Here is an 18,255-nt window from a genome sequence, read left to right on the forward strand (position 1 = left end):
GCGCGTCTCACCCGATGTGGTGCGATGCTGACCGACCTTGAGTTTGACCTCCCGGACGGTCGCCGCATTGCGCCTTTGCATAAAGCACCCTGGCTGGGTGAGGTGTTGCCCAATGGTGTGCCGCCGCTGCTTGCCGGGCTGCAAGGAGAGTGGCCCTGTGTTCCCCTTGGCATGGCGCCACAGGGTCCTCTGGCCGGGGATTGGGCCGGTCTCTCCCGCATGCCTGATCCATGGCCGCACGGGTATGCCGCCAATCACGACTGGCGCATAACACCCGATGGCCCGCAGGCGGTGCGTGCAGACATTGCCTATCCGGGGACCGATCCAATCCATCACCTGACACGGCGGGTGAGCGGGGTCAGCGGCAAGGCTGCGGTAGACATCGCTCTTGGCATCCATATGCGCCGCAAGGCCTGCCTGCCAATTGGGTTGCATCCGGTCTTTCGTCTGCCAGCGGCCACCGGACAGGCGCGTCTGTGTCCGGGTGTGTATGATTGGGTCTTTTGTTACCCCGGTGACACCGGCGGCACCCCCGGTATTTCACGCCCCGCGCCGTTCCGGTTGGAAGATCTGACAGAGCTTGGGTTTGATCCAGTGGCGCTGCCCTATCCTGACCGGTCCGAGACGCTTTTGCTCCTGAGCGGCACCGACGGAACCTTTGCGCTGGAGAACCGCGCCGAAGATTATCGCGTCACACTTGATTGGGATGCAGAGGTCTTTCCCTCGCTCATGCTGTGGATCAGCAATGGAGGGCGAAACGCGCCACCTTGGAACGGCCGCCATTGGGCGCTAGGGATCGAACCCGTTTGTTCCGCATTTGATTTGGGATGCTCGATTTCAGCGACAGAAAATCCCCTGACAAAAACCGGTGTGCAAACGTCGCGCATGCTGACGCCGGATAGCCCATTTGACACCCGCTACAGCATATCCATCGCCGCGCTATAGGGTCTTGGGTGCGGGTCCGGTGCTGTCACGTTCGACGATCTGCAAGCTTAGAGCTGAAAGATCCGGTTTCGCGAAACGCTCCGGGTTGATCCGGTTCAGAAGCGTTTTTGCGGCCAGCTCTCCCAGCAATGAAATCGGCTGATTTACGGTGGTCAGGGTCGGAAAAATATGGGCGCTTTGTGGCAGGTTGTCGAACCCGATCACAGAAATGTCCTGAGGCATTTTCAGACCGCGTTCATGCGCGGCATGGATCGCGCCGATTGCCGCGATATCGGTTGTCCCAATCAGGGCGGTTGGTCGGTTTTTCGCCAGCACGTCCCGCGCCAGGGCGAAACAGGTATCAAAGCTATGCTCTTCGCCAAGAGACACGCTGACCGGTTCAAGCCCCTGAGCCGTCAACGCCTCTTTGATCCCCTCCAGGCGCAGGGTGATGGGTCTTGAATGGGTGGGCGCGCCAATGACACCAATGTTCCGATGCCCAAGGCGCAACAAATACTCTGCCATCAGACGCCCACCTTCCCGGTGGTCAACGGATACCAGATTCACCGCGATCTCGTCGGGAGAACGGTCAACGGCGATAATTGGAATATTCTGATCTGACAGCCGCGTGAAATTCTGGTTCGTTGCAACCGACGCTGCGATTATGCCATCCACTTTCTGGCCAATGAGGGTCGAGATATATCGTTTTTCATTCTCTTCATTCTCCTCGGTATTGCAGATCAGGCAGTGGTAGCCGTTTTGAAACAAGGCTTGCTCAAGCGCCTGCGCCAGAATTCCAAAGAAGGGGACATCAAGGCTCGGCAGCAGGACGCCGACCAGCCCGCTGCGACCGCTGCGCATCTGACGTGCGCCAGCGTTTGGTTCATACCCCAGCTCTGCAATCGCCTTCTCAACCTGCGCGCGCGTCTTGTCGCTCACCGAGGCGCTTCTGTTCAGAACACGCGACACCGTTCCAAGCGATGTTCCCGACAGTCTCGCAACATCTTTTACGCTTGCCGACTGTTGTTTTGGAGGCTTTGACGGCACAGGAAATCACCTTGTCAGTTGTGCACCGAGTTTAAGTGACCGCGACAGTTTAGACCAGCTGTCAAAACCTGCTTCGTGACCTGGTATTGCCTCTGATACTGGCCGGTATTGCATGCGATTTTTTGGGTGCATTTCTGGCAGGTGAGGAGTGTGCCGATCCCGAAGGAACGGTTCTCGTTTGAAGCTGGCTTGTCCTAGAGGGGTTTATAGGCGATGGCGTCGATCTCGACCTTGGCGTCCACCATGATCTGTGAGCGCACTGTGGACCGCGCCGGTCCGCCGTTTGGGAAATAGCTGGCATAGACACGGTTGAAGGTCCAGAAATCACGCGGGTCATCGAGCCAGACGCCGATTTTGGCAACATCCTCCAAGGTGCAATCTGCCAGGGCGAGGGCTGCGATCAGGTTCTCCATAGTCCTGCGAGTCTGGCTTTCGATGCCGCCTGCTTCGATCTCGCCGTTTTCCTTCATCGCAACCTGGCCTGAGATGAACACCAGATCGCCTGCGCGCACGGCGGGGGAAAATGGCAGCGGCTGTCCCCCGGCGCCGGTTCTGTCATGGCCGATGCGCTCGATTGTTTTACGGGTCATGTCGGACGTCCTTCTTTTGATTGCAGTGTTGGTCTGTGCGGGATCGGCGCAACCGCCCCGTAGCCGGTGGTGGACAATGCAGCGCCGAGGTTCGCATGTTCTGCGGCTCTGACGCTGTCGCCATGACGCAGAAGCTCGGACAGGAATATGCCGTTGAAACAGTCACCGGCGCCGGTTGCATCGACCGATTCCACAACCGCCCCCGGAACAAATGTGACCCCCTGATTTTCCGATACCGCCACGCCGTCGCGACCCAATGTCAGAGCAACGATGCGCGCGCCGAGGTTGTGATAGAACCGGATGATCTCGTCGGGGCTTTGACGTCCGGTGAGCTGGCGGGCGTCATCAAGTCCGGGAAGCGCAATATCGACGTGGCGCATCAGATCATGTGTCACGGCGCGTGCCTCCTCCAGTGACCAAAGCGCAGTCCGCAGGTTTGGATCAAATGCCGTGGTCACGTTTGACGCACGCGCGGTCCTGACGGCGTGATAGGTTGTGGCGCACATGGTGCTGCTGATGCCCAGATTGATCCCTGAGGCGTAGAATATCCTAGCGGTGCCGATGGCATGTGTTGGCAGGTCGTCGGGGGTCATCCTGCTGGCGGCGGAGTGCCGTCGCCGATATAGAAAATGATGCCCCAGGTCGTCGTGGAACACGAAGTAGAGGCCGGTTTCCCCGTCTGCGACTGTCGAGACCAGGCTGCTATCGACATGCTCGCGGTGCCAAAGCTCCTGCAGCGCCTGGCCAAAGCGATCATCGCCGAGGCGCGATATCAGGGAGGTTGCCGTGCCCTGTCTCGCCGCCGCGATTGCAACATTCGAGACATCGCCGCCATATCCCATTACTAGCTGCCCGTCGGGTTTTTGATTGAACTCGATGAGGGGTTCGCCGAGGCAGACAAGATCAGTCATTTTCCACCTCGCAGATCAGGGCCCGGCGGAGCCGGGTATTGGATGTATGGAAGGGAGGCTGTCACCAGACTGCCCCCCGCGCGGCGATGGGGCAGGCGCCCAGAGATGTGGATCCGCGAATGAGCTCGACCTGATCAAGCATGTTGCTAACCACACAGGCGTGGTTGGGAACGATCCTTAGACGGTCGCCGACGCTGAGATGGATCGCCTCGGCCCGCAGAATGCCGTGTTCCTCGGATAGGCTGTCGACCCGGATATCCGGGCGGCCCATTACGTGGCCATGACCGTTCAGGCCCAGAAGGTCCGAGGTCAGGACTTTGGAGCCGGCGTCAATGATTGCGCGATCTTCGGTCGGGACGGACACCACCGTTGCCAGGACTGTCAGAGCGCAATCATCCCATGTGCAGATGCCCCGCGCCACCAGCGAGCGATCATTGTAGACGTAGGTTCCGATCCTGTATTCGGTCGCGATCGGGACATCCTGCGCCTGCCACATGCCCGGTGAGCCGCCGCTGGACACGACGCTGACTGTCCCGCCCGTTGCGTGAATGCGTGCTCTGGCCTCTGCGAGCCAGTTCTGGACGGATACGTCTTTTCCAACAGGGGGGTAGGTCATCAACCCGCGAAACGCCAAGCCGGGGCGCGAGGCGATATAGCGGGCCAAGCTTTCAGCTGCCTGAGCGGTTTGCACACCGCAGCGCCCGGCCCCGGTGTCGCACTCGACCAGCACATTCAGCGGGGCCTCGGCGGTTTCGAAGGCCTGGGACAGGCCGTCGACAGTTTCGGTGTTGTCGGCGACAACGCTCAGCTTCACCTGCTCTGACAGGGTCCGAAGCCGCTTCAGCTTGCGCTCGCCAAGAATATTGTAGGTGATCAGAACATCGTCAATTCCCCCTTCGGCCACCATGGCCTCGGCTTCGCTGATCTTCTGGCAGGTGATGCCAACCGCTCCGGCCGCGATCTGGCGCCGCGCCAGAAATGGCAGTTTGTGGGTCTTGATGTGGGGTCGCAGGGATAGGTTGTGCCTGTCACAATGGGCTTGAAACCGGTCGATATTCGCTTCGGCAATATCAAGGTCGACAAGGACTGCCGGTGTGTCGATCTGGGAAAACATCATGAGCCCTCCGATGCGTGCGGGTTTTCCGCAATCGGCCAGATCGCGCGGGTCAGCCGTTTGTAAGCCGTCTTGGTGGGATCATTCGGATAGGGCCCGTCGACAGCGGCATAGAGGATCTTGGATGCAACTGCTGAGAATGCGCCGTGGAAGTGATTGGTGGATTTGACGACCAGAATTTTCTTGCTGTGGATATCAATGCCCAGATTGGTGAAGAGATCCGGCGAGAATGCCTGACTGCGGTTGGTATTCAGCACAACCTCGATGCCATCGACCCTGATGACGGAACAATCTCCCAGTGGAACAACCGAGGTCCCGAAGCTTTGCACCGCGTTGTGCTGGTTGCGAAGAACGGTCACGACGGCGTCCATCGGATCACCGGCAAATGCAGAGGTCTTGCTGCCAAATCGCAGCTCCAGTTCCGCACCTTCCCCGGCGGCGTGACACAGGCGGACGGCAATGGGATCCCAGATTGTGCCGAAGGCCGCAGAGGTGATGCCCTGGCGTAGCGCTTCTGCGAGGATCAGCGTGGAATCACCAGCTACGCCGCCGCCCGGATTGTCCCAGACATCGGCAATGACCACGGGGCCGTTTGGTGCATTCTGGGCCAGTCGCAGAGCATCAGCGGGGGGCAGATATTCGGGTTTGGCGATACCTCGAAATGAAAACAACTCCTGCCCCAGCTCGCGGGCAATTTTCTCAGCTTTTGGCAGGTCGCCGTCAGTGATCACGATGATCTTTGCGCCAAGATCGGGGGAATCCCCGGCCATGAACCCGTGAATGGCTGAGACGGACAGAACCTCGCCCGCTGCTTCCATCGCCTTCATCCTGTCGACAAATCCGCGCATCGGGTTGCGGCTGGTCGGCAAGACATCAATCATGCGAACGTCGTAGACTGCTTTTGTTGGTGTGATTTCGCCACGGGCCCTACGCAGGGTCAGGTCTACGCAGGCTTCACCGGTCTCGACAAAATCGGTGTGCGGGAATTCCTTGAACACCGTTATGATGTCGGCATTCTTCACCCGCTTATCACTCAGGTGGCTATGCGGATCGAAGCTGACGCCGATTGTGGTCTCGGGGCCGGCGATCTGGCGCACGCTCTCGATAAGCGATCCTTCGCAATCGACGCAGCCTTCGGCGATCATGGCCCCGTGCAGGCCAAGCACCACGGCGTCCAGAGGCAGTGCCGCCCGGACCTGATCCATAAGTTCCTGCTTCAGCTGGTGCCAGGTGGACGCATTCAGCAACCCGCCGGGTTCGGCCCATGTGGCGGTTCCTTCAATGAGTTCAAACCCTTCCTCTTTGGATCTTCGGCGAAGCGCGGGAAAGACGGCGCTGCACAGGGTCGGAGTGTCAGGGTGCTTTCCCGGAGGGGCGTAGAAGCTCTGCTCGAAATTGGAAAAATCCGTGCGCAACGGGGAAAACGTATTCGTTTCGGTCGCAAGAGATGCGCAGAAGATCCGCATTGTTGTGGTCCAATCCGTAGGAAGATGCCGGAGGTGTGTCTTGGCTTCCGGTGGGCGTTTCCGCCGGATTGCTCCGGCGGAAGGGAGGATCAATCGAGATAGGCGTCAGCGTTTGCCGCGGAGACGGCATCACGGAACTGGCTGAGCAGTTCGCGCGCCTTGTCATCCATGTTTTCGGCGACATGTGCTTCGAACGCAGGCTGAGCCGCCTTTGCCATCGCGGTGCGTTGCTCGGCTGTCAGGGCGGTCACCTCGATTTTGTCCATCAGCCCGGCAAGGCCGCGATCGGATGCCTCAATGATCCGGCTCAGGCCACGGCTGGCCACGACGCAGTTTTCTGCGGCGGTATGGATGGTTGCGCGTTCGTCATCTGTCAGACCTTCATAGAATGCGCGGTTCATCAGGAATGTGTATGGCGAGAACAGGTGGTTGGTCAGTGTCATATACTTCTGCACCTCGGCAAAATTTGCGAAGGAGATGATTGGAACCGGGTTCATCTGACCGTCGATGACACCTGTTTGCAGGCCCGAGTAGACCTCGCCCCAGGACAGTGGATAGGCTTCGGCACCAAGCGATTGCATGATTTTCTGGTGCGATGGCAGCGTCATGGTGCGCACTCGAATGCCGTCAAAATCCTCGAGATTGGCAATCGGTCGTTTTGAGTTGGTGACAGCGAAGAATCCGCCGGTGTCCGGGAAGCCGAGGACGACGACGCCGGGCAGTTCTGCTTCGATATCGGCTTTCAGCGCCTCACCAAAGGGACCGTCGAACACCGCATATGTGGACGCGTTACCCGTAAATGCGAAGGGCAGGTTCAGAATGTCGATGCGCGGATAATAGCTGGCCAGCGCCCCAGTCGATGTCAGTGTCGCCTGGATGATACCGTCCTGCAGCTGCTGCACATGTTCGGCGGCAGATCCGAGCTGGTTGGACCCAAAAACTTCGACGGTCACCGCGCCATTGGTATCGGCGGCGACGAGGTTCGAAAACACGGCGGTACAAGCATGTGCCGGGTTTTCGAATGGGTCGGTTTTATTGTCATGGCCAAAGCGGATGACGCTTTCTGCGCTGGCAGCATTTGCCGTCGTAATGGCCGCGACGGCCAGTCCCGCGAAAAGAGATTTCATTTTTTCCTCCAGTTGGTTCTTGGTTGGTTGGGTCGTCTTATTGGGCGTAGCCAAGCGCTCTGGGCAGCCACAGGGCCGCGTCCTCCCAGAAGGCAAAGGCGAACAGGATGCCGATTTCCGCGATCAGGAACGGAAGGAGCTTGATCGAAATTCTCTCCAGTTTTTCACCGGTGACGGACGACAGAACGAAGAGGCAGGCCCCCACCGGAGGCGTCATCAGCGAGATGTTGAGGGCGAGAACAAAGATGATCCCAGCGTGGATCGGCTCAAGGCCGACGCTTTCGGTCAAAGGCACCAGAACAGGTGCCAGGATGATGAGAATGGCGGTGATATCCATCACCATGCCGATGAGCAGAAGCAGGCCGATAATGATGGCGATGACCATGTAGCGGTTGTCAGAGAGGCTCAGCACGGTCTTGGCAATCAACTGGGGGATACGTTCGAAACTCATCCACCAGCCAAGAATGCCTGCGAAGGCGATAATGACAAAGATAACGCCCATGATGCGCGCGGTGCGCACAAGCATCATGTAAAAGCTCTTGAAGGTCAGCGTCCGGTAAACAAAAACGCCGATGAACAGCGCATAGGCCACCGCGATAGAGGCCGCTTCGGTTGGCGTGACGACACCGCCCAGAATACCGCCCAGAATGATAACCGGCATCGCCAACGCCGTAAGCGAGGACAGGAATGTCTCCCAGATTTCTCGCAGGGTGGCGCCGCGGATGGCTTTCGGCAGGTTTTCGCGTTTGCCGCCGATGACTATCACAATCATGCAGACGAGGCAGATCACCAGCCCGGGCAGAACACCCGCCGCAAATAGTCCCGCAATAGAGACGCCCATCAATGAGCCGTAGACCACCATGAGACCCGATGGCGGAATGGTCGGCCCGATGATTGACCCAGCAGCGGTCACGGCACAGGCGTAGTCGCGTTTGTAGCCCTCCCGGACCATGGCGGGCACAAGCGTACGTCCGAAAGCGGCGGCGTCGGCCGTGGCCGATCCGGTCAGCCCGGCAAAAAACACCGACGCCAGCATGTTGGTATGTGCCAAACCGCCACGGAACCGCCCGACCAGAACCTGCGCGAGTTTGACAAGGCGGCTGGTGATCCCGATGTCATTCATGATCTCGCCGGCCAGAATGAAGAACGGCATGGCAAGAAACGGAAAGATGTTGAGACCGTTGAAGATCTTGCTCGGCCCAACCGCGAGAAAGTTTCCGCCCCCCATCTCGATAAGGCCGACAACCCCGGCAAGACCGATAGCAAAACCAATGGGCATGCCAAACAATACGAGAACGACAAATGCGGCGGCAACGATCATGCTATCGCTCCTCAGCCTGGCCGGGATCCATGACCGGCGGGCGGTCGACATAGGTGCCCAGATCACGCACCAGGACGAGCAGGATCTGCACACAACAGATGGCAGCAGCGGCGGGGATTGCGGCGTAGAACGGGGCCAGGCTCATCCCGAATATCATCGCGTCACGCGGGGCCCCGCTCATCGCGAAGCCGACGCCGTAATAGGCGACGTAGAGAAACAGCAGCAGCGTCAGAACATCCATCAGTATCAGAAGCGCCTGACGCATCCGGGCCGGAATGGCATGGATAAATGCGGTCAGCCCGATGTGTTCGCGGCGTGAGATGCCGGAGGACACTGCAAGCATCGCGGCCCAGATCATGAGGTATCGGGCGATCACTTCGGGCCAGGGGAGCTGCCAGTGAAAGTAGTAGCGGTCCATAACGCCCAGCCAGACATCCAGCACCAGGGCCAGCATCAATGCCGCGACAATCGCTTCGATCACCGCATTGATTTTCGCGCTTGTCTGCGCAAACGCCTGTCGCATGAATATCCCTCCCAAAAAGGCCGGTAGCGTAACCGAGTTACACAATTGCAGGGAAAACTGTGACTATCAAGACAAATTTGTTACTAAGGTCCGTTGTTGCTGCTAAAACCCTCGTATGGCGACCCCATCTTGCGGAAATTCTGCGCCCTGTGTAACTTAGTTCCGTTGCACCTTCTGAGGGAACTGAAACTTGAAAAGCCCCGCCAACTCGCTGCAGAACCGAGATATCCCGCCGCAAAACGCGCAGCTGAGCCCCGTTGATCTGATCTCCGTCCTACGTCGCACCGACGGTAGTTTTGCGTCGCAGGAGCAGAAGGTGGCGGATTTTGTGCTGGAGAACCTCAATACCATCAGCTCGATGACAATTGGGGATCTGGCAGACAAATGCGGTGTCAGCAAACCCACGGTTATTCGTTTCTGTCGCAGCCTTGGTTGCGAGGGCTACCGGGATTTCAAGCTGCGGCTCGCTCAGAATGTTGCGGTCAGTGCCCAATATCTGTTCGGCGACGCAGACGATTCATCGAACTCAGGCCATTCAACGCTCGATCAGGTTCTGGGAGCGGTATTTGCCACCCTGAATGTGATGCGGCGTCAGGTTGATGTCGACCAGCTGATGCAGGCCAAAGCCGGGATTCTGGGGAAACGCCAAATTCTGTTTGCCGGAATAGGCGGTGGATCGTCGACAGTCGCACAGGAAGCATCGAACCGGTTTTTCCGCCTTGGCATCCCGTCATTCTTTGTCAGCGACAGCTACGTCCTGCAAATGCGCGCGGCTGCGCTTGGTCCGGAAGACGTTCTGTTTCTGGTGTCGGCAAGCGGTGAAGCGGATGCAATTGTGGGGGCTGCAGAAGTCGCCAATGGATATGGCGCAACAACCATCAGCGTGACGAAACCCGAAACACGCTTGTCATTGCAGACAAAGATCTCAATTCACACCGATCTGCCCGAAGACAACGACATCTATAAGCCAACCGCATCCCGCTATGCGCATCTGGCCATCATCGACACGCTTGCCATGATGGTCGCGCAGGAACAGTCCAGTGAGACCAAGGAAAACCTGAGGCGCATTCGTGCGTCCCTGACCGCCTACCATGGCCGGACAGGCCCGCAACCGCTTGGCGATTGACGACATTCGAGCTGATCATAGGGGCGGGCGCGAGCAAGCTCTTGCAGGCGCGAAGGGCATTGATGACCAGATAGGAGCGGCGTCGCCCGGAGGGCCGAAGAGGAAAGGCTCCCGTCGCAGGCCGAGGCAGAGTAACATCCGAATCGTTGCGGATTGCGCAGCTTGGCTGGGTGGGGATGATATGGATATCGAACAGCTAATTGCCTGTCCTGTCTGCGACGTGCTGCACCGCGACCAGGCTGTGACGGCGCATACGGTGGCCAGATGCGCCCGATGTGGCACGGTGCTGGCGGCCCCCAGAACCGGTGCCATGACCCGGATCGCGATGTTGTCGCTGACCGCTCTGATTCTGCTGGTCGCCGCTGCCGGTTTCCCGTTTCTGGAGCTGAAGGCGCAAGGGTTGTCTCATCGGGCCTCGGTGCTGGATGCGGTCCTGGCCTTCTCGCGCGGGCCGATGGCGCCGCTGTCTCTGGCGACCGGTCTCCTGATCGTTCTGTTGCCTGCCGCACGCTTCAGCGCGCTGATCTACACCTTGGCGCCGATGGCTCTGGGCTGGCACCCTGCGCCGCGCGCTGCAGCTGTCTATCGCTGGGCGGAGAAGCTGAAACCCTGGGCGATGGCAGAGATATTCATCATCGGTGTGGCGGTGGCCCTTGTCAAAGTCTCCGGCCTGGCGCGGGTCGGGCTGGGGCCTGCGTTCTGGGCCTTTGCAGCGCTGCTGGTGGTGACAATCCTGACCGACAATTCGATTTGCAGGCTGACTGTATGGAAAACACTGAAGACGCGCAGCGCTTCCTGACCGCCGCTGCGGCCGGGCTGGTCGGCTGCCGCGCCTGCGGCACGGCGAACCCCGGAGGCGCGCGGTCCTGTGGCTGCTGCGGCAGCAGCCTGGAGCCTGCCGGGCCGGGTGGCCTCCAGCGTGTCTGGGCCTGGCTCGTGGCGGGGATGATCGCCTATGTTCCCGCCAACCTATACCCGATGTTGCGGACCACCACCTTTGGTCGCAGCTCCGAGAATACACTGATTGGCGGCATAGCCGAGCTGTTCAGCCATGGCGCCTATGGGGTTGCCTTTATCGTTTTCCTTGCGAGCATCGTAATCCCGGTCGCAAAATTCCTGGCCATCGCCTATCTTGCAGTTTCGGTCCGAAGGCCCGCAGCCTTGGGCAGCCATGGTCGACTGGTGCTCTACGAGATTGTCGAATTCATCGGACGGTGGTCGATGATCGATGTTTTTGTCGTGGCGATCCTGACCGCCCTGGTCCAGCTGGATTTTGCGGCGGCCATCACGCCGGGGATTGCAGCGGTCAGTTTTGCATTGTCGGTTGCCTTCACTATGCTGGCAGCTCAAAGTTTCGATCCGCGCCTGATCTGGAACGCGGAAAAGCGAGAATATGAATGAGCACCCCTGAACCCGCCCCGATGACCATCGCTGCGCAGCGTGTCTCGCCCTGGCGGAATCTCTCTCTGGTCTGGCTGGTACCGCTGGCTGCTTTGGCCGTATCGCTTGGGGTAGCCTGGAAGGCCTATAGTGATCGCGGCGTCCTGATCCGCATTACTTTTGAGAACGCCTCCGGCATCGTGGCCAATGAAACGACAGTGCGCTATCGCGACGTTGTTATCGGCCAGGTCGAGGATGTGGGGTTTGCCGAGGACCTGAGCAAGGTCGCCGTATGGGCGCGTATCGACAAGAAGGTTGCCCCTTATCTGGATCAGGATGCCGCCTTCTGGGTGGTGCGCCCTGAAGTCAGCGCGCGGGGGATCTCGGGTCTCAGCACGGTATTGTCCGGCGTCTACATCGAAGGCGCCTGGGACCAGGACCGGGGCAGTGCCGAAATCAGTTTTGAAGGGGCCGACCGGCCGCCCCTTGTGCAGCCGGGCCGGGGTGGGCGGCGGATTACCCTGCGCACCAACGACGGGCGGATGATCTCCGAAGGCGCGCCGGTGCTTTTCCGCGGCATCGAGGTTGGCCGGCTGGAAAGCCCGCGTCTCACCGTCAGCGGCAACAGCATTGTTGTCGATGCCTTTATCGAGGCGCCCCATGACCAGCGGATCAATTCGGCGACGCGTTTTTGGGATACATCCGGCTTCTCGGTTTCCATTGGCGCCAGCGGGCTGTCGCTTGATGTGGATAGCATCGCTTCGCTGGTGGCAGGCGGGATCGAGTTCGACACGGTATTCGATGGCGGCCGACCGGTCAGTTCGGGCGCCGTCTTCGACATCCACCCGGATGAGGCCGCAGCCCGCCGCACGGCCTTTGCCCGTTCGCTGACGGGCGGGGTCGCGGTTTCGGTTGCCTTTGGCGAGTCGGTTGCTGGCTTGACCAGCGGTGCCGCGGTCAAACTTGGCGGGGTGAAGGTCGGCGAGGTCAGCAGTCTGAACGCCGCGATCGAGAACGGAACCAACGAGGCAGAGGTCAGGCTGATTGCCAAACTGATGCTTGAACCGTCGTTGATGGGCCTGCCGCCGGGAGCGGGCGAAACCGAAGTGCTGGATTTTCTAGAGCAGGCGACCGCAGGCGGTCTGCGGGCCAGGCTGGCTGCGGCCGGGCTGTTCAGCTCTGAGCTGATTGTTGAACTGGTCACCTTGGATGCGGCGGAGCCTGCACTCTTCAATCGCAACGCGGAGCCCTTCCCCGAATTGCCCAGTGCGCCCTCGGACCTGCCCGATTTTACCGCAACCGCAGAAGGCGCATTGGAGCGGATCAGCGAGCTGCCCGTCGAAGAACTGATGGCGCAGGCGATCGCGACCTTGGCCAGCATTGAATCCCTGGCCTCCGCTGAGAGTACCCGGCAGGCGCCTGCGGCGGCGGTGGCCCTGCTGGATGAGACCCGGTCGCTGGTCGCGGACCCGGAGACGCGGGCGCTGCCGGGGGAGCTGCGTGCAGCTGTGGCTGACCTTCGCGATATTCTGTCTGAGTTGCAGCAAGGCAGAGCGGTGGCCAGTTTGACAGAGGCTTTGGAGCAGGGCAGCCAGGCCGCATCCAGCCTCGCGGCGGCATCGGAGGAATTGCCGGCGCTGGTCAGCGATTTCCGCGCCCTGGCAGCCAAAGCCAACGCATTGGAAGCCGAAGAGTTTATCCGGTCCGCCAGCCAGCTGATGCAAAGCGCTGACAGCATGATCGATTCCGATGGCGCGCGCGCGCTGCCTCCGGCCCTGACGAGCGCGCTGGATGAAATGCGCCTCACCCTGTCGGAGCTGCGCAGCGGCGGGCTGGTAAACAACGCCAATGCGACAATGGCCTCGGCCCGCAGTGCTGCCGATACCGTCGCGGCCGCAGCCGAGGGGTTGCCGGCGCTCTCAGCCCGGCTTGAACGGCTGGTCGCACAATCCGAGACCTTGATCACAGCCTATGGCGCTCGCTCGAACTTCAACTCCGAAGCGCTGGATGCGCTAAGGGAGTTCAAATCGGCCGCCCGTTCGGTCTCCCAGCTTGCCCGCAAGATTGAACGTGACCCGAATTCCCTTTTGTTTGGAAAGTAAGATGAAAAAAGCCATGTTCCTGACGCTGACCCTTCTTGCGATGGCAGCCTGTGCTCCGACCAATGATGCCCGGTATCTGATCTCTGCGGCCCCGGGCGAGAAGATAGCCAATCTGCGCTCCCGTACGATTGAGGTCCGGCTGGCCTCTCTGCCGTCTTATGCGGCTGCGTCCGATATGGTCGCCGAGGGGGAAGGCGGCGCGCTCTTTGCGCTTGGTGGTGCGCAATGGGCGGATGATCCGGCTCGCGGCATAGCCGCCGCCCTGGCCCGTGGGCTGACGGAACGCACTGGCGCCTCTGCCGCAATCGAACCCTGGCCGCTGAACACCGGCCCTGACGCCCGTCTGGATGTAAGGGTGGACCAGGCCTATGCGCGTGCTGACGGAGTATTCGAGCTGACAGGCCAGTTCGCGGTCTCCTCCCCCGAAGGCACAGTGCGGGAATTTGTTAAGCGTTTCGACATCCAGACACCCGTCAGCGGTGAAGGGCCATCCGCAACCGCCGATGCGCTCGCCCTGGCCCTGGCGGACCTCGCCCGACAGATCTCTCTGGCAATGTAGTGGCCTGCCGCGAGGGGGACCATGAAAGGGGCACTGCATCGCCCTCACAACATTGAGCTGACAGTGTCTATTCGCTGTTGGGAGTCAAAGGACACCGATCAGGCCGCAGCTCACAGGGGGGTTCGGAGGCAACCCGGCCTTGCAGCAGGTTGAAGCGTGCCGGATACACTCCGGCGACATCGGTCGGGCGCCCTTTGTCAGCGACTGCTGTGGTCACCACCAATGGCGGTTTCCCCGAACCGGTTCCGATAGTCGGTTGGCAGTATGCCTAGCAGTTTCATGAAGCTGCGCCGCATTTTCTGTTCAGTCATATATCCTGACAGCGCGGCGATTTCCTTAATGGGTTTCCTGCTGCGTTCCAGATATATTCGGGCGACTGCAAGCCGCCGCTCTTCGACGAAGCGCGAGGGGGTTTGGCCAAATTCATGTGTGAAATCGCGGTGCAGCGTCCGCTCGGTCGCGCCTGCTATCTCGGCCATCCTGGACACGCTCCAGGCGGCGCTCGGGTCTTGTTCGATGAGGTTATAGAGTTCGGTCAAACGCTTGCTTGATGTCGCCTGTGCCCTGAGCGGTTCTGAGTACTGAGATTGTCCTCCCTGCCTTTGCATGAACACCACCATTTCCCGAGCGACGCCCAGGGCAACCCGCCGTCCGTGATCCACTTCAACAAGTGAAAGGGCGAGATCAATCCCGGCCGTCACACCTGCCGAACAATGAAACTTGCCGTCATGGGTGAAAATTTCGTCCAGATGCCAATTGACACCCGGAAACCGCGCGCGGGCCAAGTCTACCCGTTCCCAATGTGTCGAGGCCTTTCTACCGTTCAATAGCCCGGCGGAGGCGGTAAGGAGGCTACCTGAGCAGATCGAAACGAACCGCCTTACGTGAGGGTCCATTCGCGTCAGAAAACGTTGCAGGAGCGGATCATCAAGCCGTTGATCGACAACGGGGCCGCCCGGAACGATGAAGACATCCGCCTGGGTCATGGTTGCGAAGGATCCATGAGCGCGGAGGGTCAATCCTGTGTCGGTTACAACATCCGCGCCGTCCTCGCTTACGATGGCAATGTCGTAAGCTTGCCAACCCAGGATCTTGTTTGTGGATGTGAATACCTGTGCGGGACCGGCCACGTCCATCAGCAGGACGCCGCAGAGGCCCATGATGACAACAGATTGAGGGCGCTTTGTCTGATTTTGAAGGCAGATGGTCACGTCTGACATCAGTCATGCAGCCTAGAATGCTGTCAACAGCTTCCTTTGCAGTGAGACCAGCACATGCCACGCCAATTTATCACCGACGTCCCGGGTGTCCCCACATCACGCTCTCCGATTTCTCAAGCGGTCGTTGTTGGGAATACCTGCCATATCTCGGGTCAATTGGCCGTATATGAGGACGGCTACCGACCTGGCAGCGCAGCTGAAGAGACTGACAGGGCTTTCGATCTGGTGTTTAAAATCGCTGCCGCAGCGGGGTTCTCTTTGGAAGAGATCGTTTATGTGGATATCGCGTTTTCTGACATTGAACGGGATCTGGCGGAGGTAAATGAAGTCTGCCGAACGCGGTTCTCACAGTTTCCGGCAAGGACGATCTATGAGGCTGCGCGACTGCCTTATGGTGCAAAAATCAAGATACAGGCCATCGCGATGAAAGACGGACTGTGACGGAAGGATAAGGTCGCTTGCGGGATAATCATTGGTTTGGCTGCGGTGGCACCTTTTACGGGGGGGCTGTCGCCGGGCGGCGTGACACGCGGCGGCTCGGTGCGCTCGTCAACCTGTCCAATTCAAAGGGGATCGTCTTCGGTATGCGCCTGATGATTGGGCGAAGCTGAAGCGGATACCTGCTATTGATGATAAGACCATGCAAACGGATGGGAAACGATGACCGGTAAGACAGACAACACCAAATCCGCGCAGACATCAGCTGCGCGAACCACATCGGCAAGATCAAGCGACGTGGTACGACACCCTTTTTCTGATGTTGCTAGACAGCTGACCGAAGCTGCGCCCTTTGACGTCGTGTTCGAGACGCCTGAGGTGACCGTGGAACTCTACGCGCCTGTCGGCACGGACAAACAGAAACCGCATGAGCGGGATGAACTCTATATTGTCGCGACCGGTACAGGTACTTTTTCGCGCGGTGACGAGTTGGTGCCATTCGGGCCAGGCGATCTGCTTTTCGTTCCCGCCCACGTGCCGCATCGCTTTGAGAGCTTCACTGACGACTTTAAGGTCTGGGTGATCTTCTATGGAGATGTGCGGTTCAAAGAGACAGGTGCCCATCGGAAATAGCCTACAAAAGCGGAGCCTGAGAAGCGGCGGCACGGGTGCTGCGTGGTTCAGTCATGATCCCTGGTCCGCAGGTGGCGCTCACATCATGCCACAGCGTCCCGTAATGGTGTGGCGGTCGGTCGACATCTCGAGATGGGGTGGCAAACTTCGGGCTCCGCTTTCAGAAATTCGGGATGGCTGTCGTAAGGTCATCTTTGACAGGTTATCCAACTGTGTCTCTGCTCGGCGGTTAGGGCGTGTTGGGAGGGCGCGGAGACATGCGGACGATTTTTCGAAAGAGCCTGCTGGGGCTATTGGGTGTGTTTGTGGTCATGCTCGCCGTCCTTGCGATCAATACGATGCGATATCGGGCTGACATACGGACCGATGTGGCAGCCTATAGCCTGGGTGCGGATATTGGGCAGGCGACGGAGTTGCTGTCTCGGGCTATTCAGTTTGAGACCGATAGCACCAAACCCGATGCAGCTGATTTCAGCGCCTTCACGGATTTTCTTCAGCAGGCGTTTCCGGGCGTCTTTGCAGCTGTGGATCTGGAGATGATGGCTGCGAACACGCCGCTCCTGAGGTGGCAGGGAACTGATCCAGACCTCGCCCCCGTTCTTCTGGCGGCGCATTATGACGTCGTGCCCATCGCACCGGGATCATTGGATCGCTGGGATCATCCGCCTTTCGCCGGTGTGGTTGCCGACGGCTATATCTGGGGGCGCGGGACGTTGGACAACAAGGGCGCGCTGATCGCAATGCTCAGCGCGGCCGAGCATCTCATCCAAGAGGGTTTCACCCCCAAACGGTCTGTCTACTTCAGCTTCGGTGGCGATGAGGAAGTTGGTGGCGACGGCGCGCGGTCTGTCGCCAAACATCTGAACCAACAGGGGGTCCAACTGGCCTGGACATTGGACGAAGGGTCTTTTGTACTCGACAACGTGATCCCCGGGCTCGATGTGCCGGTGGCAAGTATCAACCTGTCCGAAAAAGGCTTTCTGACAGTGAAACTGGTGGCAGAGGCCGAGGGCGGGCATTCTGCCCTGCCACCCAAGATGACGGCTGTCGGGCGTATCGCCCGCGCGGTTGATCGCGTGCAGAATTCACCGCTGGAAGGTGGGCTTGACGGTGTGACGGCTGAGTTCTTTGATGCTTTGGGTCGTCACTTTACCTTGGACAAGCGCGCATTGTTTGCGAACCAATGGCTGTTCAGCCCCCTGCTTGAAACGGGGCTTTCGAATGCGGCCTCGACCAATGCGATGCTGCGCACGACGACAGCGCCAACCATGTTGAGCGGATCAAACAAGGCCAATGTTCTGCCGACCGAGGCGACCGCCACGATCAACTTCAGACTTCATCCGCGGGATACTGCCGAACATGTGATTGCGCATATCGCGAAGGTCATTGACGACCCGGAGATTGACATCGTTTTTGATCCTGCGGCGGTGCGCGAAGCCTCTCCTGTTGCAAGCTCATCTGCGCAGGGGTTCGAGGATATCGAGAGTTCGATCCTGTCGGTTTTTGGCGAGATTGCTTCCGTTCCCGGCCTGACAATTGCGGCGACGGATGCCCGCCACTACGCACAGGCTTCGGACAACGCATATCGCATCAATCCGTTCCTGGTCGAAGACGATGATATTGCGCGTTTTCATGGAACGAATGAACGCCTGTCGGTTGCAAACCTGGAGCGCGGGATCAATTTCTTTGGCGCCCTCATAACCAGACAGTAGCGCAGAACCGGCCCGCCGCTCAGCTGCCCCCGCCGCACGGTCGCTATTGAGGCGACCGGCGG

18 protein-coding genes are annotated in these 18,255 nt (G+C 59.5%); 9 read left to right on the plus strand and 9 right to left on the minus strand.

Features of this window, described 5'->3' with window-relative positions; translation table 11 throughout:
- Positions 1-24: 24 nt before the first annotated feature.
- On the plus strand, positions 25-945 hold the full coding sequence (locus VXL81_RS02130) for a hypothetical protein (RefSeq protein ID WP_416552753.1): 921 nt from the start codon (positions 25-27) through the stop codon (positions 943-945).
- Here the strand turns inward: VXL81_RS02130 and VXL81_RS02135 are convergent.
- The 8 genes from VXL81_RS02135 to VXL81_RS02170 form a co-directional block, all read right to left on the minus strand.
- Complete coding sequence (locus VXL81_RS02135) at positions 940-1,971, minus strand: LacI family DNA-binding transcriptional regulator (RefSeq protein WP_416552755.1); 1,032 nt, start codon at positions 1,969-1,971, stop codon at positions 940-942. The two genes, VXL81_RS02130 and VXL81_RS02135, sit on opposite strands and share 6 nt — an antisense overlap.
- 194 nt (positions 1,972-2,165) lie before the next feature.
- The gene (locus VXL81_RS02140; RefSeq protein ID WP_340546639.1) at positions 2,166-2,561 is read right to left on the minus strand and encodes a RidA family protein; all 396 of its coding nucleotides are present in this window, start codon (positions 2,559-2,561) and stop codon (positions 2,166-2,168) included.
- A complete protein-coding gene (locus VXL81_RS02145) occupies positions 2,558-3,472 on the minus strand; it encodes a sugar kinase (RefSeq protein ID WP_416538181.1) in 915 nt (304 codons plus the stop codon). Before VXL81_RS02145 ends, VXL81_RS02140 begins: the two co-directional genes overlap by 4 nt.
- A 61-nt stretch (positions 3,473-3,533) precedes the next feature.
- Positions 3,534-4,589 (minus strand): D-TA family PLP-dependent enzyme, encoded by a 1,056-nt coding sequence (locus VXL81_RS02150; protein WP_416552757.1) that lies wholly within the window; start codon positions 4,587-4,589, stop codon positions 3,534-3,536.
- A complete protein-coding gene (locus tag VXL81_RS02155) occupies positions 4,586-6,052 on the minus strand; it encodes a M81 family metallopeptidase (protein WP_416552759.1) in 1,467 nt (488 codons plus the stop codon). The genes VXL81_RS02150 and VXL81_RS02155 overlap by 4 nt, the downstream gene beginning before the upstream one ends.
- A gap of 89 nt (positions 6,053-6,141) precedes the next feature.
- Entirely contained in the window at positions 6,142-7,179 is a 1,038-nt protein-coding gene (locus tag VXL81_RS02160; protein WP_340546643.1) for a DctP family TRAP transporter solute-binding subunit, read from the minus strand.
- A 37-nt stretch (positions 7,180-7,216) separates the two neighbouring features.
- Positions 7,217-8,500 carry a TRAP transporter large permease gene (locus VXL81_RS02165; RefSeq protein ID WP_416541094.1) on the minus strand — a complete coding sequence of 428 codons (1,284 nt, stop codon included), beginning with the start codon at positions 8,498-8,500 and terminating at the stop codon, positions 7,217-7,219.
- Position 8,501: 1 nt separating this feature from the next.
- A complete protein-coding gene (locus VXL81_RS02170) occupies positions 8,502-9,023 on the minus strand; it encodes a TRAP transporter small permease (protein WP_416535573.1) in 522 nt (173 codons plus the stop codon).
- Between the two features lie 190 nt (positions 9,024-9,213).
- On the opposite strand from VXL81_RS02170, the gene VXL81_RS02175 reads away from it, so the two are divergent.
- The 5 genes from VXL81_RS02175 (at position 9,214) to VXL81_RS02195 (ending at position 14,190) form a co-directional block, all read left to right on the plus strand.
- The gene (locus VXL81_RS02175) at positions 9,214-10,149 is read left to right on the plus strand and encodes a MurR/RpiR family transcriptional regulator (protein ID WP_340546646.1); all 936 of its coding nucleotides are present in this window, start codon (positions 9,214-9,216) and stop codon (positions 10,147-10,149) included.
- A gap of 181 nt (positions 10,150-10,330) precedes the next feature.
- Positions 10,331-10,948: a paraquat-inducible protein A gene (locus VXL81_RS02180; RefSeq protein ID WP_416552761.1), complete on the plus strand. Its 618-nt coding sequence runs from the start codon at positions 10,331-10,333 to the stop codon at positions 10,946-10,948.
- The gene (locus VXL81_RS02185) at positions 10,915-11,550 is read left to right on the plus strand and encodes a paraquat-inducible protein A (RefSeq protein WP_416538186.1); all 636 of its coding nucleotides are present in this window, start codon (positions 10,915-10,917) and stop codon (positions 11,548-11,550) included. The genes VXL81_RS02180 and VXL81_RS02185 overlap by 34 nt, the downstream gene beginning before the upstream one ends.
- On the plus strand, positions 11,547-13,631 hold the full coding sequence (locus tag VXL81_RS02190; RefSeq protein WP_416552763.1) for an MlaD family protein: 2,085 nt from the start codon (positions 11,547-11,549) through the stop codon (positions 13,629-13,631). The genes VXL81_RS02185 and VXL81_RS02190 overlap by 4 nt, the downstream gene beginning before the upstream one ends.
- 1 nt (position 13,632) lies before the next feature.
- The gene (locus VXL81_RS02195) at positions 13,633-14,190 is read left to right on the plus strand and encodes a PqiC family protein (RefSeq protein ID WP_416538188.1); all 558 of its coding nucleotides are present in this window, start codon (positions 13,633-13,635) and stop codon (positions 14,188-14,190) included.
- Positions 14,191-14,387: 197 nt separating this feature from the next.
- Here the strand turns inward: VXL81_RS02195 and VXL81_RS02200 are convergent, their stop codons facing one another.
- The gene (locus VXL81_RS02200) at positions 14,388-15,410 is read right to left on the minus strand and encodes a GlxA family transcriptional regulator (protein ID WP_416552765.1); all 1,023 of its coding nucleotides are present in this window, start codon (positions 15,408-15,410) and stop codon (positions 14,388-14,390) included.
- A gap of 54 nt (positions 15,411-15,464) precedes the next feature.
- Between VXL81_RS02200 and VXL81_RS02205 the strand changes: the two genes are divergently transcribed.
- The 3 genes from VXL81_RS02205 (at position 15,465) to VXL81_RS02215 (ending at position 18,193) form a co-directional block, all read left to right on the plus strand.
- A complete protein-coding gene (locus tag VXL81_RS02205) occupies positions 15,465-15,851 on the plus strand; it encodes a RidA family protein (protein WP_340546652.1) in 387 nt (128 codons plus the stop codon).
- 219 nt (positions 15,852-16,070) lie between these two features.
- On the plus strand, positions 16,071-16,481 hold the full coding sequence (locus tag VXL81_RS02210) for a cupin domain-containing protein (RefSeq protein WP_416552767.1): 411 nt from the start codon (positions 16,071-16,073) through the stop codon (positions 16,479-16,481).
- Between the two features lie 257 nt (positions 16,482-16,738).
- Positions 16,739-18,193 (plus strand): M20 family peptidase, encoded by a 1,455-nt coding sequence (locus tag VXL81_RS02215; protein ID WP_416552769.1) that lies wholly within the window; start codon positions 16,739-16,741, stop codon positions 18,191-18,193.
- Positions 18,194-18,255: the final 62 nt, after the last annotated feature.

This window comes from Phaeobacter sp. JH204B, assembly GCF_048055755.1.
GTDB classification, from domain to species: domain Bacteria; phylum Pseudomonadota; class Alphaproteobacteria; order Rhodobacterales; family Rhodobacteraceae; genus Phaeobacter; species Phaeobacter bryozoorum.